The following is a 22,110-nucleotide window of genomic DNA, read 5'->3' on the forward strand; positions in this document are numbered from 1 at the left end:
AAATTTCCGCTAAGGTATCGGGGCTTAGTTAAGTTAATGTTAACAGTAAATGAGGTTTAAATTAAAACATTCTGTGTTTTTCTACTTTTGAAGCTAAAACTTAACCTGAAAATAACCTATACAAACATTTGTTAACTCGGATGCAATGTACATCGGACTTAATTCAACGAGCAAGATAAATCTATCCTAATGCAGTATTATATAAGATTATTACTATAGTTATGGCTGCGCAAAAGGTCCACAAAGAAAAAATTTAACAATAGCTCCAAAAAGTCTACAGATTTCCGTGCTAACTTACACTACACTAGAGTTGTTAATTAAGCAGAAATGAAAAACATGTTAAACAAGGTGCCTGCGGTTACCTTAGCCTTCTGGATCATAAAAATTTTGGCCACTACTATCGGCGAGACTGCAGCAGATTTCTTAAACGTAAATTTAGGACTAGGCTTGGTAAACACCTCTTATGTAATGACGGTCCTGCTAATTATAGTGCTTGTTATTCAGTTTAGGTATAAAAAATATGTCCCGTGGATTTACTGGCTAGTGGTAGTTTTTATTAGTATTATGGGCACGTTAATATCTGATAATTTGGTTGACAACCTTGGCGTTAGTTTGGTTACCACTACTGTATGTTTTGGCACCGGCCTTATCATTGTGTTTATTGCATGGTATGCGAGCGAAAAAACATTATCGGTTCACAAGATAAATTCTACCAAACGAGAATTTTTCTACTGGGCAGCTATTCTATTTACCTTTGCCTTAGGCACATCTGGTGGCGATTTAATATCAGAGCGATTAGGACTAGGTTATCCGTTAGCGGCAGCTTTGTTCTCAGGCACCATCCTACTCATATTTCTATCCTACAAATATTTAAAGTTAAATGCAGTTCTTGCCTTTTGGTTAGCCTATATACTTACACGTCCGTTAGGTGCATCTATCGGGGATCTTTTAACACAATCACCCAAAGATGGCGGACTAGGCGTATCAATCACTATCGTAAATGCCGTTTTCCTTGCAGTTATAATAGGTTTGGTGAGTTATCTGTCTATACTCGAGGCTAAAAAGCCACAGGAAAATTTAGTAGTGGATTAAATTGAGATTCTTACATAAAAATGCGCGCCCAATATTTGCTGTAATTGTAATAGGCTTTCTTGCATTAACCATATTGGTTTTGGTTTTTCCTTCGTCTTGGGTAGACCTAGAGTTTTCTGAGGAAATTCAAGAACATCATAACCACTTCTTAGATTTTTTGATGAAAGCCATTAGTTGGTTTGGATTAATGTATAGTTCTATCATCACGGTAACGGTAAGTGCTATCATCCTTTTCGTAGCCAAAAAAAGAAGAGCTGCCTTTTTTAGTTTTTCTACCCTTTTAATAGGATTAATTATTTACCTGATAAAAATTTTAGTTAACAGACCGAGACCTGGAAAAGGTATAGTTAGGGTTATTGTTGATGCGCAACATCAAAGTTTCCCTAGCGGTCACGTAGCGTTTTACATTGCGTTTTTTGGCTTTGTGGCCTTTATTCTTCATCACCACAAATGGTTAACAAAAACATTTCGTTATTTAATCATCTGTTTTTGTTGTTTTTTAATTTTGACCATCCCTATCTCTAGGGTTTATTTAGGCGTACACTGGTTTACCGATATTTTGGGTGGCTTTTTATTAGGTGTGCTATTTTTGTGGATTCACATCATTTTGTATCTAAAAAATCAGAACCAGTAATAAAGCGCATTTGTAACAAACTTACTAACTACGAAATTACTTCAGAATCTCTTCTTAATTCTGCAAGGAAGTAAGATTATCCTTTATTATGAAGTACACTTTATTAGCAATTATATTATTTGTAAGCACAGTTTCTAGCGCACAAAAAATTGGCAAAATTACGGGGACAGTTAAAGATTCTACCTCCAAAATATCGGTAGATTATGCGTCTATCGCTCTTTTTAAAACAGGCAGCAATAAACCTATTGATGGCGTGGTGACTAACAATAAAGGAGAGTTTACTATAAACAATATTAGCGTAGGTGCATATAAAATTACTGTTGGTTTTATTGGCTATAAACGTAAAACGATAGACAATATTAAGGTAGACGCAACAAAGAAACAGGTTAATTTGGGCAATATATTGTTGGCCTCTATAAGTAAATCATTAAACAGCGTAACGGTAACGGGTAAGGTTCCCATCATCCAAAATAAAATAGATAAAATTGTGTACAATGCAGAAAATGACCTAACCTCGCAGGGCGGTGTTGCAACAGATGTGCTAAAAAAAGTGCCTCAAGTTTCGGTAGATATTGATGGCAATGTGCAGCTTTTGGGCAGCTCGGGCGTAAAGTTTTTAATCAACGGAAAGCCTTCGAGTATTTTTGGTAGTAGTGTGGCAGACGCGCTAAACTCCATTCCTGCCAATCAGATAAAATCTGTTGAGGTGATTAGCAGTCCTGGCGCTAAGTATGATGCAGCTGGCACCGCAGGAATTATAAATATAATCCTGAAAAAAAACAATGCGTATGGGATAAATGGCAGTGTAAATTTATCTGGCGGTACGCGAAGAAACAACGGCTCGGTTAATTTGGGTCTAAAAAGAGGAAGCTTTGGAATGAATGCCTATTTTAACGGAAGTAACCGACCAAATACAGTAAGTTTAAATGGCGTAACCCGTAATTCGTTTTTTGCCGACACTACAAATACGTTAATACAAAATGGCAATACCAAAGTTAAAAGAGGCGGAATAAGTACTGGCATAGGTTTTGATTGGGACATTAATAAAAAGAATAATATTAACGCTTCGTTTGGGTATGACAGTTATAATAGCGACAACAATAGCTTTAACAACCAAACCATTGAAACGTTTAAAAACAGTCAACTGCTAAATACAGAAAATTCTGTCTTAAACTCTAATAATCATTCTAGTGAACGTGCTATCGACTTAACTCTTGCCTACAAAAAAACCTTTAACAAACCAGATGAAGAGCTAAACTTCGAGGCAAATGCAGGTTGGGGAAAAAGCAACAATTTCTTTGACCAACGAGAATCGCTCCTAAATTCAAATCCATTTTCGGGCTTAAATAGCAACAACAATGGTTTAGATAACGACTTTGAAGCGAAGGTAGATTACACTTATCCGGTTAGTGATAAATTTACTTTAGAAACTGGCGCCAAAACTATTATAAACCACATTACCAGCAATGCATTGGTTTACTCTTTAAACAACACACAACAGTTGGTACCAAATTTATCGCAAACAAACAGCTTAAACTACAATAGAAATATCTATGCCGCATATATTTCTGGCACCTATAATCTTTTTAACTATTTAGATGTAAAATCGGGGTTGAGGTATGAGCGCACCTTGTCTGATGCGAATTATTCGCAAGTGGGAATCATCAACATACACCCTTATAATACCTTTGCGCCTTCTATTGTAGTTGCACATAATTTCGAAAATAAAAATAGCATTAAACTTAGCTATAGTTACAGGATAGAACGACCAGATTATGAAGACCTAAACCCATTTTTAGACCTTTCTGACCCTAGAAATGCCAATCAGGGAAACCCAAATTTAAAACCAGAAATTGGCAATAACTTCGAGCTTGGTTTTAATAGAAGTTTTAAAAAAGGTGGAAACCTAAACATAGCCCTATTCTTTAGGCACAATAATCAGGATATAAAATCTTACGCAACTTTCTATCCTGCATATACAGTGGGCGATTCTACCTATAAAAACCTTACCTTAAATACACGTTTAAACATTGGACAAGAGATTAGGGAGGGCATAAGTATATCGGGTTCTATACCTTTTGGAAGTAAGTTAACCGTACGCCCAAATATGTATATCGCCAACCAAACCATTGTAAACAAATATACAGGCGGGCCAAATGTTAACGGCTTTAGAGCGCGTGTTAACCTAAATACCACGTACGAGTTTAATAAAGATTTTAGCGCCGAACTGTTTGGAACCTATAGCGCGCCAGAAAACAATATACAGGGAAAAAGACCAGCGTTTTTCTTCTACAATTTTGCGATAAGAAAGCAGTTGTTTAATAAAAAGGGAAGTATAGGTTTTACCGCTACCAATCCGTTTAATAAATATATAAACCTACAAAACAGTACAACCTCAATAAATTCTGTAAGAGCATCGTACAGACAACTACCGTTCCGTTCTTTCGGGTTAACTATTGCCTACCGCTTTGGTAAGCTAAATTTTAAAAAAGATGAAGAAAATCCACTGCCAAATTCCGTAAATTAAGGGATATTCTCCAAAGTTCCTGTTCATTAAGCTCCGCGAGCGAACTACTGCACGAAATAGCGCATGAAATTAACAGCCAAATTCTATCCTCCGAATTCACAGCCTATTTGTTTCCAATCCAAGCAAAATTATTATTATGACTGTGTTAAGTTATCACTTATGTGCGGGAGAATGTCAGCAAAACCTTATCTTTGTACTGAATTAAAAACCGTTACTTTAAGGCAAGCGTTGAATTATGAAGGTTAACTATTATCGTCATTCCAATCGTTCTTGCGTCCATTCTATTTTTTTAACTGGCTGCTTAAGCAGCAAACGAAAAGAAAATTGAACACAATACGGTCAAGACAGAAAAGTATTTAAACGGCATTGTAAAATTGACTTATATCAAATTTCCAGAAAATTTATGCGTATAGAACAAGCTTCCCTAAAAAATGTATCATCAGTTAATCCTGAGCCACTCTGTCCATGCGGACGTGGTAAGAAGTCTGATTTGGAGAGGATAAGGCGTACCCCATTTATCAGAACTGCTCTGTTCTGGCTTCCATTAAAACGCTACCGCTGCTATCGGTGCCTGAGGAACAAGTTGCTCATAGGTAAATAGTTCCACTTTGCTACTACAAATATTTGGCCTTCGTTTAAATAATGTTACAGCAGCTATAGTTGCTAAATAATCAGATAGTTTCTTTCTGAGTGCTTGCTTCGCAATGTTGGAGCAAGATTTTTTTTTCTAACGTTCTCACGAAATATAACAACCTTGGTTCTATTAATAATTTTAAAAATTACCAGTAGAAATTTGATTAGTATAAAATTACTGGTCTAAATAGTTTAAACTCGACAATGGGACTATGCTCTTTGCTAAGCGATGTGCGAGAACATCCGTTTGGGAAAAAGCATAACCTTAAATTTAAAGTTTGATGTTTATCTTTTAACATTGGAAAGGCTAATTTTAAACTATTTTTGAATTAATTTTTCCTTGTTGTTAAAATTTACCCACACCTCCAAATGAAAAATCTCAAGCTCGTACTTGCCTTTTGCTTGGCAACAATTATATTCTTTTCTTGCGCACGGTTTAAGCACAGCAATTCCAATCGCAACGATATGGAATTGGTTTCGCAACATTCAGCTTATGATGATAGTACTTTAAATAACAGCACTTTACCGGTCTTAATGCCCTATAACAGGATTATTAGTCCTGCGGGAGAAACTGTTAGTTACGGAGATGCGAAATACGAAAATCACAGCCTAGATTTGGCCATTGTTCCCGGTAAAGATGAAATTATTGTCGAGGATCGCTATGGCATTTCTGTAATGAGCCCCGAAACTAAAAAAATATTGAAACACTGGTCTTATGATGGCTCTACCTATAAAGGATACATGAGTACTTACTCTGGGATCTCATTGTTAGCCGATGGCAACAAGGTTAAAATATTTTGGGGCGCTGCAAATAGCGATAGTGGCAAATCGAAGGTTTTCGAAGCGGTTTGGGATGGAAATGACATCTCGATTGAAGACACGTTTGACTTTGCGGCTCTAGGTGATGCTCCCTTGGCGCTTCCAAATGAAATTGTTGTGAGGAAAGAGCGTGGCGAAAAGTTTTTATATGTAGTGCTAAACGGGAACAATGAATTGGTCAAGCTAAATCTTGCTGATAAAAAAGTAGTTTGGACAAAAAAAACTGGCGCGGCACCTTATGGTTTGGTTGTTTCAAAGGATAGAATTTTTGTAAGTAACTGGGGAGGAGAATTGCCAACAAAAGATTCGAAACGTGAAACGGCTGGTGTTCCGATTGAGTATGGTAGTATTTACATCGATCCAAAAACAGGTGCTTCTTCAAATGGTTCTGTTAGTGTTTTTGCTACAGATGGCAAACTGATAAAAAACATAGACGCCGGCCTGCATCCAAACGATATAATCAGCAGTTTAGATGGCCAGTTTATTTATGTGGCAAATGGAAATTCGGATGATGTAACCGTTATCAATACTCAAACTTTAAAAGTTAGCGAAACCATTTCTGTAAAAATTGATGCTCAGAACAATGGTTTTATGGGCGACACGCCAAATGCATTGGCCATAGATTCAACGGGGTCTAAGCTTTATGTAGCTAACGGCATGGATAATGCTGTGGCCGTAGTTCATCTGGGTCAAAGCGCATCGAGTCGAGGAATTGGTAAAAGTAAAATAGCAGGTTTTATCCCAACCGAAGCTTACCCAGGCGGTGTTGCTCTTTATAAAGACCTATTATTGGTTGCTAATTTAGAGGGCGAGGGAGCTAGGGTAAATAGTAAAGAAATTAAAGGAGCTGCGGAAGAAACTGCAGACCTCCTAGATGGAGCATATAATTCGCACCATCAAAAGGCCACGGTTTCCTTTATTCAACTTCCAGACGAAGTGACATTGGAAACTTATACCCAAAAGGTTAAAGACCTTATGCTTCATTTTAGAATGGCATTGGCTAAACTTAGTCCGAGAAAAAATGAACCGGCCAGACCCGTGCCAGAGCGTATTGGAGAACCTTCTGTTTTTAATCATGTGCTGTACATCATTAAAGAGAATAGAACTTACGATCAAATATTAGGCGACATGCCGGAAGGCGATGGCGAAAAGAAATTGTGCCTTTATGGAAATAGCGTAACCCCGAACCAACATCAGCTTGCTAAACAATTTGTGCTGTTGGATAATTATTATGCCTCTGGAAAATGTTCTGCCGAAGGCCATCAGTGGACCGATGCCGGGATGGTTACAGATTATGTAGAGAAAAATGTACGCGCTTGGTTTCGTAGCTATCCACATGTGCAAACCGATGCAATGGTGTACCACCAAAAAGGGTTTATATGGAATAATGTAGCCGACCATGGTAAAACGGTGCGGATTTATGGGGAGGCGGCAGTCCCAGAAATGAATGAGTCTTTGAGCTGGACAGATATTTATAAAAAGTACCAAGCTGGCGAAAAGCTGAAATTTAACAACATAACAACCATTTCTCGAGTTCGGCCATGGTTATCTCCCAATTATCCAGGGTCTGATGAATTAAAAATCACAGACCAATATCGTGCCGATGCTTTTATAAAAGAACTTTCAGGTTACGAGAAACAGGACGGTGACAAGCTTCCTAATTTAATGGTAATGGCATTATCCACCGACCATACCACCGGAACGCGGCCTGGAATGCCAACGCCTCGAGCAATGGTTGCAGATAATGACTTGGCTTTGGGCAGAATTGTTGAGGCGGTAACCAAGAGCAAATTTTGGAAAAACACCGTAATTTTTGTCACAGAAGACGACTCTCAAGCCGGCTGGGATCATGTATCTGCTTACAGAACAATTGGTTTTATAATTAGTCCTTACAGTCAATCTGGAAAAACTGTTTCTGTGAATTATAACCAAACAAGTATGATTCGGTCTATTGAACAGATTTTGGGAGTGCCACCGATGAATCTTTTGGACGCAACCGCTTTGCCGATGTTTTCTTGTTTCGACAATAAAGCTATTGAACAAAAGTACGTTGTGAAGAAGAACATTATTCCTCTAAATGAAATGAATAGGGAACTTTCCGCATTGAAAGGGGAAGCATTGTATTATGCAAAGCAATCACAGAAAAAAGAATACGACCACATTGATGGTGGAAATGATGCGATGATGAATCATATTTTATGGTTCGATGGCAAAAAGGAAATGGCATATCCAAAATTTATTGCAGGAACGGATAATGATGGCGATTAACAATACAATCAGTTGTTTCGCACACGAGAATGAGCCACTAAACTCTTGGCTGTTAATTCTCCGTCCTCTGGTGGATAAAATGCTCCATACTAGCTACGAAAGAAATATTCAGCCCTTTCTCCAATTTTTGTAAGCCTTAACACATTTTCGTTTACACCTAAAATTTTGGGTTCTCCCGCTGATATTACGTTAACACATCATTTCGGAAGTCGGATATAGTTAAAAGGACACAGGCGAAAAAAATCCAAAATTTGAGCCTGTGTCTCTTCTAAATGAAGGTGAGTTAAAGAGTGAAAACTGTGACGAAAAAACCTAACCATCGTTTTTTTAAAACAATGGATTCTTTTTAATATAGGTTCCATCATCAAAACTCACTTTGTAGTCAGACTTAAAATGGGTGCTTTTCAGGTAATAATCGGTCGTGATAATTTGTGCTCCGGAAGCCTTGGCAGCTTCGAAATCCGAATAGTCATCTGTTCTGGCTTGTTGCGTATCCGCATCTGCTCTAGTTCTGATGATATAGCCCTTTTTTACTAACTGCGGAATTAAAGGGTCTTTTGGATTATTCCGAATCATCATGGCAGCTTCTGGCGTACCAGCGTCTGCATTGGCAAACAAAACCCGCCCGGTTAACGATGGATGGTCTTTTATGTATGTTTCCATCTTTTTCCCTTTAGCATCCAATATAAAAGCAAAAGTGCCCTTTGCCTCCTTCAAAGTTGGCCAGTTTTGTTTCAACACCGCTTCTTCCAAGGTTTTATATTTCCCTCTTACTTTGTCTGGAGTGAGCAAATGCTTTTGCCCAAGGTTGGCAATAATTACCTTATCAAGTTCATCAAAAGTGCGCTGACTAAACTTTTCGGGAATGGTCATCCCCGGCAAACTTAAAGGTTCATCTTTTGCCTCTAAGGTAATAAAAATAGGCGTGTGGTCTGGATGGACTTCGGACCATTTCCTCAACTGTACCAATGCGTCTTGGAAAGTAAGCGCGGAGCTTCGAAAATCTAAGTCTTGAATGTGAAAAATCTTAAATCCGGATTTTGCCATTTCATGGTCTACATCATAGGGAGGTTGGTTTTTTACCCAATCCAGCCCCTTGGGATGCGCATATTTTCCGCCAAGCGAATCCGAATACACATCGATCTCTAAATTTCGTAATCCTAAATCTAGCTGCGCTGCAAAAGGGATGTGTTCATAATCAATTTTACTGGAGGATGCAGAATCGCGCTGTTCAAAAAACTTAAAAAGCGCAGGGTCGATTGCCTGTTTGTAACTGTTATGAGAACCAATTACTTGAATCTTATTTATGGGAGTATTCTCTGGCAAGGGTTGCAGAAAGATTGGGGCTGCAAGAATTAACACGGCAAAAATGGTTGCTTTCATATTATAAAAACTTTAATCAACCTCTTTTTTATGAGGTTGTTGATGAAAATTAATATCCTGGATTTTGCACCAGTTTTGAGTTTAACTTAAGTTCATTGGCAGGAATAGGAAATAACCTTCGGGTAACATCCTTATTCATGGTAAGTACGTCGTTGGGCAGTAGATAGTCGATTTCGAACTTGCCATAGCGTATTAAATCATTCCTTCTCCAAGCTTCCCAGCTAAATTCTCGTGCCCTATCATCTAATAAACTCTTCAGGGTTACATTTGTAGCCAACTCGGCTCCTGCTCTAGCCCTAACCTTATTTATTAGAATCATCGGAGTCTGCAGCTCTCCGTTTACGGTTGTTGCAATCGCTCCTCTAAAAATTGCCTCTGCTTTCATTAGCATCACATCCGCCAATCTAAATAACGGCATGTCATTGCCATTTACACGGGTTGATTGTATGGCATTGACATCTGGAAAGTATTTGATAGAGCGAATCCCTTTAGCTTGGTCTGCAAGAGTGTTGCCAAGATCCATCGGCTTTCCTGGTTTTAGCGTTAGATCCGGAAGAATTTCTATCTGGTTGGTTGTACCCGAATAAAATATTGGCTTTGTCAAATCCGGACTTCTGTCAGCAACATTTGGCAAATACTGTTTACCAATTAGCCATGAATTTTTTCTTACATCGCCAGCTAAATTAAAACGGTTATAAAATTCTGGCGTGGTGCTCATCGCGATACTAAACCCAACGTTTATGCCGTAGGCTGGCGCAAGATAGGCATAAAAGCCAAATCTTGTCATTTGATTTCCTGGGATCTGCTGATCATACGGTATTGCAAATATAGTTCCCTGAACCTGTGGGCCATTATTTACATCGAAGAGATTATAATAATTATTGTCTAGCTTGTAGTTGTCTCCCTTTAAAATACTGTCAGCCATTACAACTGCATCGGTGTATCTTGGTTTTCCGGTGTAAACCTCCGAATTGAGATACATTTTCTCTAATAAAGCAAACGCCATTGCTTTAGTTGGTCGGCCATACAATAATACGTTATTGGTAGAGCTCTTTACTGGCAGATCCGGCAGTACAGCTTTTAGTTCAGCTTCGATAAAATCAAAAACTTTATCGCGGTTCACGTTTGCAGGCTGGTCTACCACCGGGAAAGACTCTATGATTGGCACATTTCCATATAAATCCATCATAAAGAAATAATAGAGCGCCCTCATAGCCTTTACTTCGGCAATTTTAGCTGCTTTATCAGCTGCCGATGCTTTCGAATCGTTGGTTAGATTTATGAGTCGGTTACAATTATTTATTCCTCCAAAACCCCACTGCCAAATGTCGCGTACGCTTGGGTGGTCGATTGTCCAAGTGTGATAGTGAAGTTGTCTAAATTGTCCGCCATCGTCAAAGTTACCATCTCTTGCCGGCAAAATAGCTTCGTCTGTTGATAGTTCTTGCATTCTCCAATAAGGCACGCCAAACTGAGAACTAAGGTTAGAGTACATGGTGCCAAACAGCGCTGCATAATCTCCCTGAGTGGTAGGGAAATTTCCTTTAACATACTGGGATTCTACCGGCACATCTAACTTTCGGCAGGATATAGAGGTAACTACTGCCATCGATAACATTATGTATAGAATATTTTTCATGATTTTTAATGTCTTAAAATTTAAAAGTTTGCACTTACCCCAAAACTGAAAGTTCTTGTCTTTGGATAAAAGTTATAGTTGTCAATTCCGGGAGTTAAGCCACCAATATTAATTTCTGGATCTATGCCCGAATAGTTGGTTATCACAAATAAATTATTGGCGTTGAGATATAATCTTATACTTTTTACCGCAGTGGATTTTGGATTCAGGGTATAGCCGATAGTTGCGTTATCTAACCTGAGGTATGAGCCGTTCTCTAAAAATCTATCTGAAATCAAATAGCCGTTTATATCGCTGGCAGATTCGTTCAGAGTAAATTTCGGGATGTTTTGAAGGTTTGCATCCGATGGGTTATTTAGGGAAGCCTTGGTTGCGTTTAAAATTTTATTGCCCAATACCCCTCTGATCAAAAAGTTCAAATCCCATTTTTTATATCTAAAACTGTTGTTCCAACCATAAATTAAAGAAGGCTGCGCATTTCCGGCAATCATTTGATCTGTGGTTAACGGTTGGGTAGCAATAGTTTCTCCTTTTGCATTTAGGTAGGTACTTACGCCTTTTTCATTTTTGCCAACATAGTGCCATAGATTGAAAGTACCCAACGCTTTACCCGGTTGTACAATTTGGCTATAATTGCCAGACTGCCCTTTACCTCCAAGCTGTGCTGTGTTTATAAAAGAAATCTTATAGAAATCATCTGATAATGTTTCTACCACATTTTTGTTGTGCGCAATGTTTGGTGCCGTTGTCCAACTGAAATCTTTTGTTTTTACCGCCAGGGCGTTCAGGCTAACTTCCAACCCTGAATTTTTTATCTTGCCCACGTTGGCCGTGATTGTCGGTAGAAAATATTGAGTGGTAGAAACCTCGTATTGATTGTAAATCAAATCAGAAGTCTTTTTAACATAATAGTCTATCGAGCCTGTAATTCTATTTTTTAGCAAGCCAAAATCCAAACCAATATTTGTTGTAGCCGTACTTTCCCACTTTAAATTTGGATTAGGATTTCTAACCGGTCCAATGGCATTGCTGATGTTTCCATTGTTTAAAAATTTACTGTTTCCTGCGGGTGTTCCATAAACCAATAAGGCAGAAAAAGCATTGAAACCTAAGCTATTGCCCGACACTCCATAGCCAACTCTTAATTTTAAGTCGCTAATTAGGGGCAGGTTTCGCATAAAGTCTTCACTTATAATTCGCCAACCTGCAGAAACTGCCGGAAAGTAGCCATACTGATTGTTTACCCCAAAGGCCGATGATCCATCATTTCTTAGGGAAGCTTGAAAAAGATATTTTTGATTATAGTTGTATTGAATCCTTCCATAAAATGAAATCAACCTTAGCGTCGAAATGGGGTTGCTATCAAAGGCTATTTGAGAAAGTAGATTGGGATTTGATAAGAATAAGTTATTTGAAGACAAGTTATCGTTAGAAAAATTTTGTGTTGTTATTCCAAAACCATCGTTATCCCTGTTTTCTTGCCAAGAATAGCCAGCAAGTAATTTTACATCGTGTTTTTCGGCAAAAATTCTGTCATAATTAAAATATCCTTCAAAAACATCCACCTTATTCAAATATTCTGTTTTTTTTGCTTGGCCATTCACTCCCCTTGCTAAGCCCGATTGGCTGTTAAGATAAGTATCATAAGTGTTCTGCGATTTTTGCATCGACCCGCTTGCCGTAAATTTCAGCCCTCTTATAAGGTCAACGGATGCAATTCCATTTAACAAGGTAGTGTTGTTTTTTGTGCCGATGGAATTATTGTCGATGATAGATATTGGGTTTCTTGTGCCGCTCCCGGTTCTGTTATAGTTTTCTTTGTAAGTACCATCCTCATTAAACGGACTTACGGTTGGTAAAAAGAACAGCATGTTCGACAGCACAAATTGTTGATACACATCTGATCCGGCGGAACTGCTATTTGTTATGGTTAGGTTAAGTTTTAGCCTATCGCTAAAAAATCGCTGATTTAAATAACCTCTTGCAATAGTTCTTTTCAAAGAAGTGTTTTTAAGAATCCCCTGATTATCGAGGTAATTTACACTAGCACCAAATTCTGCGGTTTTTTCTGCTCCTCCATAAGAAATGTTATGGTTTTGTGAAAATCCAGTTCGTTCTACCAAATTCTGCCAATTGGTGTTAGAACCATCGTCATCTACAGGATTTAATACCTTTTTATTGGCCAATAAATACTGCCTCAATTCTGGCGTCGAAAGCATATTGTATTTATTTGATACTTGTTCTGTGGCTGCATAGCCATTATAAGACAACCTCGATTGCCCTGCTTTGGATTTTTTGGTAGTTACAATAATAACCCCATTGGCTGCTCTCGAACCATAAATTGCGGTGGAAGAAGCGTCTTTTAGAACATCCATACTTGCTATGTCTGCCGGAGCCAATAGGTCTATTGATGCGCCAGGCACGCCATCAATTACATAGAACGGTTCTTGGGCAGCTCCTTCTCGTAGTGTTGATGGGCCTCTTAATATCGTAGCCGGCTGCTTGTTCGGGTCACCGCTTTTAGTAACATTTAGTCCTGCCACTTTCCCTTGCAAAAGCTCTGCCGGGTTTACCAAAACGCCATTGTTAAAATCCTCAGAATTTACCGATGTAACGGCTCCCGTTAAATCTTTCCTATTAGCAGTCCCGTATCCAATCACCACTACATCGTTCAATAATTTCGAATCGGGTTGTAGTCTTACATCTATTCTGGTTTGGTCTGTAATCTGGATTTCTTTCGTAACCATCCCTACAAAAGAGAATAATAGGATATCTTGATCTCCAGAAATTGTTATTATGAATTTTCCATTTTCATCTGTCGAGGTTGCGGCTTGTTTGCCCTTTTGCTTTACCAAAACCCCTGGAAGTGAGTTGTTCGATTCGTCAGATACCGTGCCTTTAACAGTTTTTGTCGTTTGCGCAACAACTACAGGTGTAAAACTGAGAACTAAAAAACAGAAGAAGAGAAAGTGTTTAAAATGTTGATGGACATAATTTGTTGGAGTATTGCTTATTTTCATAAAATAGATTAACTGTCAAATAGATTTTTGAACTGCCACAAAGAGACGGAGCTAATATTAACAAATTGATAAGCGAAAATTATGAAATCTCCACGTTTGCGATTTCTCTAGAAAAACCCTCAGGGCAGAGTCCACGAGGTCTTGGAGGAGAATATTTTATTTTTTGTTCATGAAAACTCTTCGTTTTCAAACTTCCCGCTTTTTATCCCGAGGCAGAGCCTCGAGGGATTCTGCAGATTAAAGAATCTTCGTTAGTTTTATTATCTATTTAAAGATTATGTAAGAGACGGCTTTTCATTGTTAACCTTAACTCTTCGTCTTGTTAAGTTATTGCATATAAAATCTCAATTTTCAACACGCAAAGCGCTGCATATTAAAATCATGTTATGTTTTCTTTACCTATTGGTTCTATCCTCCAAAATTCAGTATTCCTACAGATTTGAAGCGAATTTTTGCTTTAAAACCACAAGATGATACACAAATTCTACCTTACCATTTTAATTTTTCTGTCGTTCGCCTCATTTTCATTTGCCCAACAAACCCTTGTGTTAAAAGGTAAAATTTATGATGCAAAGACAAAGGAACCGCTAGCAGGAGCGTACATACATTTTGACGACCTGCAATTAGGCGCGCTTACAGATGCCTTTGGAGATTACTCTTTTAAGGGATTAATTCCGGGCAAATACAAGGTTAAAGTAAAGTACGTAGGCTATAAAGAGTTCGAAAAAGAGATTGAATTGAGCAGCAATGCTTCACCGATTCTAAATGTTGCAATGGAAGATAACTCCAAGAAATTGGGGGGCGTTACCATTTATAGCAAGGTTGATGCTGAATCCGACCTTTCATCTCGCCAGGGAGAAAAAAATGCGCTAAACATTAAGAACATCATTAGCGCCCAAGCCATGACGAGGTCTCCGGACATTAATGCAGCCAATGCGTTGCAACGGGTATCTGCGTTAACGCTGCAAAGGAGTACAGGCTCTGATGCGGCTTACGCTATTATTCGTGGGTTAGAACCTCGCTACAATAATACCTTGATAAACGGGGTTAAAGTGGCCAGTCCAGATCCGGTATCTAGGTCTATCTCATTAAGCATCGTACCATCAGATCTTTTGCAAAGAATTGAAGTAAGCAAATCGTTAACGCCAGATATGGAAGGAGACGCCATCGGTGGTACAGTAAATTTGGTTTTTAAAGACGCCCCAAATTACGAATATTTTAAAGCCAGTGCATCTGCTGGTTACAACGCACTCTTCATTAATAGAGATTACAACACATTTAATCAGGGAGCAGTACAACGAAAAAGTGTTTCTGAGCAATTTGGTACCGATTATAAGGCAAGTCCAGGTAGTTTTTCTCGTCCTAACTTGTCTTTCGGCAGCAAAACCGCTCCGATTACTTCGCTAGCGAGTTTTACCTATGGACGGCGGGTTCTAAATCAAAAATTAGGGTTTATTATTTCAGATAGTTATCAAAACCAGTTTTACGGCAGCAATTCTCAGTTTAATATCGCTCAATTAGATACTAGACCTGGGAAAGGTTTTCAGCCTATTATCTCCGATATTGCAAATCGAACCTACTCTACCCAACAACTTAATAATGGTCTTTCTGCTCACTTAGACTACAAGTTTGACGATAAAAACAAAGTGGCTTTAGACAATATTTTTCTTTATACACAGCTAAACCAAACTAGGTTAAGCATAGATACTTCTATTGTTGGAGGTAATGGAGGACGCTTAGGTCCTGGTACTGGGGCCGTTTTTAATGATAATCGTTCATCAATTAATAATCAATACGCAGAAAACCTTAAGCTAAGCGGAGAACATCTTTTAAGCCAACATTTTAAAGTAGATTGGGCAGGTGTATATTCAAACGCAAAACAAGATGCGCCAGATAGAGCGGTAATTTCTACCAACCATTTGGTCAATCCAGATTTTTCGTCCACTCCAGATTTCTTATATAATGTATCTAGAATTTGGGATAGAAGTAGAAATCGGGATGTAACTGCTTTGGGTAATGTTGCTTATAAGACAACTTTAAGTACAAATTCATCTTTAGAGTTAAAAGCCGGTGGATTGTACAGACATAGCACGCGATACAATATACAAAATCAATACACCTTAAAGCCGCTCGCAGGTAATGGAGGTGAAAAAACACCTTTTAAAGACATTTATAGTTCAGATTTTGTAGTGTATGACGTATCAGGCTCTTTAAAGAGCGATAAAGCAAATTATACTGCCTACGAAGATATTTCTGCAGGTTATGGCCAGTTTACTTTAACAGCCAATAAATTTAGTGCAACTGGAGGGTTGAGGATCGAAAACACAAAACAGGGTTACGATACAAAGCCGGTAGTTTTAGATATTAGGAGCAATGCGCAGAAAAAATACACAGATTTGCTGCCAAGCTTGCAATTAAAATACGAGCTAACTCCTAAATCAAACCTTAGAGCCTCTTACTTTAAATCTATTTCTCGGCCGGCATTGTATGAGTTGGTACCCACGGTAACTTTTGGCGATGCAACAGATGTAACCGGTAACCCACTCGTTAAGCATACAGAGGCAGATAACTTAGATTTGAGGTTCGAATTTTTCCCTAAACAAGACGAGCAATTCCTTATCGGAGGATTCTACAAAAATATTGTCAATCCTATCGAGTTTGGCTTAAATGGATTACTGGGAGGACAACAACAGACCAGTCCGCAAAATTTTGGAACAGCCAAGGTTTACGGCGTCGAACTTGTTTATAGCAGATTTTTTGGTAAAATCGGAATTTCTGGCAATTACACCTATACGCATTCAAACATAAACACTACTAAAATCTTTACTTCTACAGATGCTGCAGGCGCAACTACTTCTGTAGAAAGATTGCAAAGCAGACCCTTACAAGGGCAAACAGGAAATGTGGCGAATCTTTCTTTATTATACAAGAATGATAAACACAAAGCATTCGTTCAACTGGCTTATTCTTACACCGATAAAACTTTGGTAAGTGTGTATCCAAATTATGGTTACGACTACTATCAACAACCACAATCTTTCTTGTCTCTATCGGGAGAAAAGAAAATATACGAACATCTAACTCTTGCTGCCAAAGTAAACAACATTTTAAATACACCTACAACCATCAAGATTGGTGGTTTAACGCAGTCTAAAGAGATATACAATGTGAGTTTTAACCTGGGTTTACGTTATTCATTATAAGCTAAAAATCAAAATCATGAAATTAAAACACCTATTTATATTGGTTGGTACGATAGTTATTCTAACCACTTATTCTTGCAAAAAAGAAGAGGTTACAACCTTCACCAAAATCGAAATTCCAACCTCTAGCCCATTACAACCAGGAGACATAGGTGGATTTGTTAAGGGAACTTTGCAAGCAAACCAAACGTATTACATTACAAGCGATTTAACTATTAAGAAAGGCGACACATTAAATGCGCAACCAGGAGCAAACATCATCGTCAAAAATAATGCACAAGTAACGGTACAAGGTGTTTTAAATTTGGTTGGTTCTAAAGATCAGCCCATTTCTTTTAACTCTGATGTAAATAAGCCAGGAACCTGGGGCGGCTTTCAATGTGATACCGCCCAAGCTGTAACAATTAAATGGACACATGTGGAAAACACCGGCGGACCTGATGCCAGTGGAAGCGCACGCGCCACTTTAAAAATACAGGCACCAATTAAAGTAGATGTTGAAGACTCTTGGTTTACAAACGGACAAGATGATATGTTTGCAATTTTTAACGGGGCGAAGGTAACTATTTTAAGAAACACAATTAGCTCGTCTGGAAGCACTGATGGGGAAGGTATGAACTTGAAGGCTGGCGTAACAGGGCAGGTAGCTTACAATGTTATATTCAGTCAGGCCGGGTCTGGTGTAAAGTTAGAGACGAGCAAAACTGTACCTTTTCCACAAACAGAAGTAGATGTTTACAACAATACCTTTGTTTCCATGGGTTGGAGGCGCGGCGCTGCAGAGCCAGGAAGAGCCGTTTCAGTCGGCATAAACGCTATCGGCCATATCTACAACAACATTATAGTAAATTGCTTTCATGGGGTAGAATTGTTTGCCGATGGAGATATCCCTCATACAACTTATGGAAATAATCTTTTTTATGCCACTGTAGATCAGTTTGCCGACCTTGGCGATCCAACACAAAAAATAAACATCCGCGCTGGATTTTATCCAGCATCTGGAGTGGGAATCCCTCAAAAAACCGATTTAATTTCTAAAGCTGTTGGAGATTTAAACCCTTTATTTATTAAATTTGATGGCACAGTTGCAGCACCAAATGGATTTCCGAATACGTATGATTTTAGTTTGAAAGACGGCTCTCCATGCTTTGGAAGTGGTAATCCAAATTTTAGAAATGGTTTAGGTAGTAAAGATATAGGCGCATACACCTTAGACGGCAGAGGAAATGAACATTTATATTAAAAAATAGTTAATGACATTTCCTAAAGACACATTAACGCATACAATACAACCTCAAAAATTAGAGTACCAAATAACTATTTAATCCAATATCAAATTACATGAAAAAGATTTTTTCCATCCTCGCTTTAGTCGTTTCTTTAGCTGCCACTGGCACATCCGCGAAAGCGCAAGGCCAATTTACATTAGACAAAACCATTTCGCTGCCCGGAGATGGCGGCTATGATTACCTTTATCTTAACGAACCCACACGAACCTTGTACGTGTCGCACGGCACCATGGTACATGCTATAGACCTAAAGACAGAAAAATTAATTGGCACCATTAGCGGAATGGCAGGCGTACATGGAATTGCGATTGTGAATCATTTAAACCTAGGTTTTATTAGTGATGGAAGAGCAAACGCCATTATTGCTTTTGATACCAAAACACTAAAAATCATTAAATCTATTCCCATTAGTGGAAAAGGTCCTGATGCGATTATGTACGATTCTTTTTCTAAAAAAATATTTGCTTTTTGTGGCGATAGCAATAATGCGTCTGTGGTTGATCCTCAAACCTTAACCCAAACGGGTACGGTTGATTTGGGTGGCGCACCAGAGTTTGCGGTTGCAGATGGCAAAGGATTAATTTACAATAACCTAGAAGACAAGAGCCATTTAGATGTTATAAACGCTAAAACTTTAAAGGTAATCGAAAACTATGACTTGGCGCCTTGTGGCGGCCCAACGGGAATGGCCTTAGACCTTAAAAACAATAGATTGATTACCGCTTGCAGAGAAAATAAGGGATTAAGTATTGTAGATATTTCTACAGGAAAGGTTCTCCAGACTTTGCCTATCGGTGCAGGGGTAGATGCAGTGGAATATGATGCAATAAACAAATTAGTCTTTGTTTCAAACGGGGATGGCACTGCAACTATATTTAAACAAGAAAGCCCAGATAAATACAAATTATTCCAAACGCTAAACACACAATATAGGGCCAAGACAATGGCTTTAGATCCGTTAACACATAAAATCTATTTCAGTGTTGCAAGTTTCGAAAAAGGAACAAGAAAAACACTTCCAAACTCTTTTAAATTATTGGTGTATAAATCAAAATAGAGCTAAAACTCTTTGTTTATTGTCAAGAAAAGCCTATGGATAATCCTTAGGTTTTTTCGTTTGCAGATGAATTTCGTCAACGAAACCATCGATTTAATAATTCCTCAAAAAAACGATTTCAAAGGAGCATCTTTGATGTTTAATCCAAAAATCTAAAACGAATTAGGCCGTTGTTATAGGACTATTTCGGTTTGGTTTTGTCTTCATGGTAAGTCGGAAACAAAAACCCTTAACATGTTATTACTGATTAGAGAAAAACTCCTACCACTATGTTTATTAATTTTTACAGTTTTATCGCCAATACTGGTCTTCGCCCAAAAAACTACCATTAGCGGATACGTTAGAGATGCAAGTTCAAAGGAAGCGCTGATAGGTGCATCTGTCATTATTTCAAAGTCAAAAAAGGGTTCTCCAACCAATCAATACGGTTATTTTACACTTACGCTGCCAAACGCCGACACCTCCACCGTAATATTTTCTTTCAATGGCTATGCTCCTGTAGTCAAGAAATTTTTTGGTGGCAAAAGTATCCAACTAAATGTTTTTTTACAGCCAGAGGCAAATATTCTAAATGAAGTGGTTGTAAACTCCAACAGAAATGCAGATAACATACAAAAAACTCAAATGGGCGTAATCGACGTCCCGATTAGATCCATAAAAGAATTGCCTGTGCTTCTTGGCGAACATGATATTTTAAAAACCATCCAACTGTTGCCAGGTGTACAAAGCGGACAAGAAGGAACTACCGGCTTTTATGTAAGAGGTGGCAATTCAGATCAAAATCTAATTCAGATGGATGAAGCTACGGTGTATAATCCCAGCCATTTGTTTGGACTTTTTAGCACCTTTAACATAAACGCAGTAAATAGTGTAAAGTTGATAAAAGGTGGGTTTCCATCCCAATACGGTGGGCGATTAAGTTCTATTTTGGATATAAAGATGAAAGAAGGAAACAGAGAACATTTCCAAGCGGAAGGAGGACTTGGACTTATCTCTGGCAATCTTACTTTACAAGGGCCAATAAAAAAAGACAAATCTTCGTTCATTATTTCTGCAAGACGAAGTTATGTCGGCGCTTTTTTAAAGCTTGTCTCTAAATCAACTTCCTATCGGTTTTATGATGTCAATGCGAAGGTAAATTACGAACTGGGGATTAAAGATCATTTATTTTTGAGCGTTTTTAGAGGGAACGATAATGCCGCATACACCGCAGCCAACAGCTTAAATTATGGAATAAATTTTGGAAACACCACCGGCACATTACGTTGGAATCATTTATACGGAAACAAAATATTTTCTAACACATCGCTTATCTATAACGACTATCATCTGCAGCTTGGCACATCGCAAAACAACTATTACCAAGTTTTATATACGGGCGTTAAAGACATTATTGCAAAAACAGATTTTACCGCCATACCAAACACTAACCACAACATTAAATTTGGATTGGCGTACACGTATCATACATTATATCCCGGCGCTATCTCGGCTAAAATTCCGAAAAAAAATAACAGAATAGCCATCAATCCCGATAGTTTAACAAAGAGATATTCTAATGAAGCAGCATTTTACGTAAATGATGATTATCAACTTTCTGATAAATTCTCAGTTAATTATGGAATCAGAATTCCATTTTTTAACGGAAGTGGAGGCCAATATGTGTTTGTAGAACCTCGCATAACTACCCGTTTTTCTTTAGATAATTCAACTTCTATAAAAGCTTCTTACACTCAAATGAATCAATTTGTACATTTGGTTCCGAGCAGCACAGCTTCATTACCCGCAGATATTTGGTTAACAAGTAGTAAGATTATCCAGCCTCAAAAAAGCAATCAAGTATCCATCGGCTTGTTTAAAAACTTTAAACAGAATGAAATAGAAACAAGCGTGGAGGTTTATTATAAGACCATGAAAAACCAAGTTTTATTTAAAGAAGGAACGCAAATTTTATTAAATACAAACCTAGATAATGTAATTACTTTTGGTAAAGGAAAATCTTATGGTATCGAATTTTTTGCCAAGAAAAATTTCGGTAGATTGACAGGTTGGGCGAGCTACACCTTATCTAAATCTACCCAACAATTTCCTGATATTAATTTTGGCAATAGTTTCCCCGCATCTTTTGATCGCACGCACAATTTATCGCTCGCAGCTAGCTACGATTTAACAAAAAATTGGACCTTATCGGCTGATTTTGTCTATTCTACAGGAAAGCCCTATACTTTGCCTGCCGGTAAGGTTATTGTTTATGGAGATGGTTCTTTGTACGATAATTATTATTACGATTATACAAATAGAAACAACAGTAGATTAAGTGCGTATAACAGACTGGATGTTAGTGCCTCAAACAAAAAGAAGTGCAAATTATTTGGAAGATTTCCTTACGAACGAGAATGGGTATTTGGGTTTTATAATGTTTACAGCAGAGCTAACCCTTATTTCGTTTATTTGGAAACAGATCCGGCCACAAAAAGGCCACGAGCAAAACAAATTTCCTTACTTCCTATTGTTCCTAGCGTAAGCTTTAATTTTAAATTTTAATT

Annotated in this window: 11 protein-coding genes; 8 read left to right on the forward strand and 3 right to left on the reverse strand. The window is 38.1% G+C overall.

Translation table 11 applies throughout. The features are described 5' to 3' along the window. Nucleotides 1-327: 327 nt before the first annotated feature. The 4 genes from ABIB40_RS12590 (at nucleotide 328) to ABIB40_RS12605 (ending at nucleotide 7,973) form a co-directional block, all read left to right on the forward strand. Nucleotides 328-1,092, forward strand: a complete 765-nt coding sequence (locus ABIB40_RS12590; protein WP_354359570.1) for a COG4705 family protein — start codon at nucleotides 328-330, stop codon at nucleotides 1,090-1,092. 1 nt (nucleotide 1,093) lies between these two features. After that, on the forward strand, nucleotides 1,094-1,726 hold the full coding sequence (locus ABIB40_RS12595) for a phosphatase PAP2 family protein (RefSeq protein WP_354359572.1): 633 nt from the start codon (nucleotides 1,094-1,096) through the stop codon (nucleotides 1,724-1,726). A gap of 88 nt (nucleotides 1,727-1,814) precedes the next feature. Then, nucleotides 1,815-4,253: a TonB-dependent receptor gene (locus ABIB40_RS12600; RefSeq protein WP_354359574.1), complete on the forward strand. Its 2,439-nt coding sequence runs from the start codon at nucleotides 1,815-1,817 to the stop codon at nucleotides 4,251-4,253. A gap of 1,002 nt (nucleotides 4,254-5,255) precedes the next feature. After that, a complete protein-coding gene (locus tag ABIB40_RS12605) occupies nucleotides 5,256-7,973 on the forward strand; it encodes an alkaline phosphatase family protein (protein WP_354359576.1) in 2,718 nt (905 codons plus the stop codon). A gap of 327 nt (nucleotides 7,974-8,300) precedes the next feature. On the opposite strand, the gene ABIB40_RS12610 is transcribed toward ABIB40_RS12605, so the two are convergent. The 3 genes from ABIB40_RS12610 to ABIB40_RS12620 are packed head-to-tail and all read right to left on the reverse strand — an operon-like array spanning nucleotide 8,301 to nucleotide 14,015. Then, nucleotides 8,301-9,356, reverse strand: a complete 1,056-nt coding sequence (locus tag ABIB40_RS12610) for a phosphatidylinositol-specific phospholipase C1-like protein (protein WP_354359578.1) — start codon at nucleotides 9,354-9,356, stop codon at nucleotides 8,301-8,303. Nucleotides 9,357-9,405: 49 nt separating this feature from the next. Continuing rightward, nucleotides 9,406-10,995: a RagB/SusD family nutrient uptake outer membrane protein gene (locus ABIB40_RS12615; protein ID WP_354359580.1), complete on the reverse strand. Its 1,590-nt coding sequence runs from the start codon at nucleotides 10,993-10,995 to the stop codon at nucleotides 9,406-9,408. Between the two features lie 20 nt (nucleotides 10,996-11,015). Next, nucleotides 11,016-14,015: a SusC/RagA family TonB-linked outer membrane protein gene (locus tag ABIB40_RS12620; RefSeq protein ID WP_354359582.1), complete on the reverse strand. Its 3,000-nt coding sequence runs from the start codon at nucleotides 14,013-14,015 to the stop codon at nucleotides 11,016-11,018. A gap of 470 nt (nucleotides 14,016-14,485) precedes the next feature. On the opposite strand from ABIB40_RS12620, the gene ABIB40_RS12625 reads away from it, so the two are divergent. The 4 genes from ABIB40_RS12625 (at nucleotide 14,486) to ABIB40_RS12640 (ending at nucleotide 22,108) form a co-directional block, all read left to right on the forward strand. Further along, nucleotides 14,486-17,218, forward strand: coding sequence for a TonB-dependent receptor (locus ABIB40_RS12625; protein ID WP_354359584.1), 2,733 nt, complete (start codon nucleotides 14,486-14,488; stop codon nucleotides 17,216-17,218). A gap of 16 nt (nucleotides 17,219-17,234) precedes the next feature. Continuing rightward, nucleotides 17,235-18,461, forward strand: a complete 1,227-nt coding sequence (locus tag ABIB40_RS12630; RefSeq protein WP_354359586.1) for a right-handed parallel beta-helix repeat-containing protein — start codon at nucleotides 17,235-17,237, stop codon at nucleotides 18,459-18,461. Nucleotides 18,462-18,559: 98 nt separating this feature from the next. Then, nucleotides 18,560-19,564 (forward strand): YncE family protein, encoded by a 1,005-nt coding sequence (locus tag ABIB40_RS12635; protein ID WP_354359588.1) that lies wholly within the window; start codon nucleotides 18,560-18,562, stop codon nucleotides 19,562-19,564. Nucleotides 19,565-19,798: 234 nt separating this feature from the next. Beyond that, complete coding sequence (locus tag ABIB40_RS12640) at nucleotides 19,799-22,108, forward strand: TonB-dependent receptor (protein WP_354359590.1); 2,310 nt, start codon at nucleotides 19,799-19,801, stop codon at nucleotides 22,106-22,108. Nucleotides 22,109-22,110 lie beyond the last annotated feature (2 nt).

The organism is Pedobacter sp. UYP30 (assembly GCF_040547165.1).
Taxonomy (GTDB): Bacteria; Bacteroidota; Bacteroidia; order Sphingobacteriales; family Sphingobacteriaceae; genus Pedobacter.

Bases quoted from the DNA above. Each gene is read 5' to 3' on its own strand.
- ABIB40_RS12605 (WP_354359576.1), top strand. From the start codon at position 5,256: ATGAAAAATCTCAAGCTCGTACTTGCCTTTTGCTTGGCAACAATTATA.
- ABIB40_RS12610 (WP_354359578.1), bottom strand. From the start codon at position 9,356: ATGAAAGCAACCATTTTTGCCGTGTTAATTCTTGCAGCCCCAATCTTT.
- ABIB40_RS12640 (WP_354359590.1), top strand. From the start codon at position 19,799: ATGTTATTACTGATTAGAGAAAAACTCCTACCACTATGTTTATTAATT.
- ABIB40_RS12600 (WP_354359574.1), top strand. From the start codon at position 1,815: ATGAAGTACACTTTATTAGCAATTATATTATTTGTAAGCACAGTTTCT.
- ABIB40_RS12635 (WP_354359588.1), top strand. From the start codon at position 18,560: ATGAAAAAGATTTTTTCCATCCTCGCTTTAGTCGTTTCTTTAGCTGCC.
- ABIB40_RS12615 (WP_354359580.1), bottom strand. From the start codon at position 10,995: ATGAAAAATATTCTATACATAATGTTATCGATGGCAGTAGTTACCTCT.
- ABIB40_RS12590 (WP_354359570.1), top strand. From the start codon at position 328: ATGAAAAACATGTTAAACAAGGTGCCTGCGGTTACCTTAGCCTTCTGG.
- ABIB40_RS12620 (WP_354359582.1), bottom strand. From the start codon at position 14,015: ATGAAAATAAGCAATACTCCAACAAATTATGTCCATCAACATTTTAAA.
- ABIB40_RS12630 (WP_354359586.1), top strand. From the start codon at position 17,235: ATGAAATTAAAACACCTATTTATATTGGTTGGTACGATAGTTATTCTA.
- ABIB40_RS12625 (WP_354359584.1), top strand. From the start codon at position 14,486: ATGATACACAAATTCTACCTTACCATTTTAATTTTTCTGTCGTTCGCC.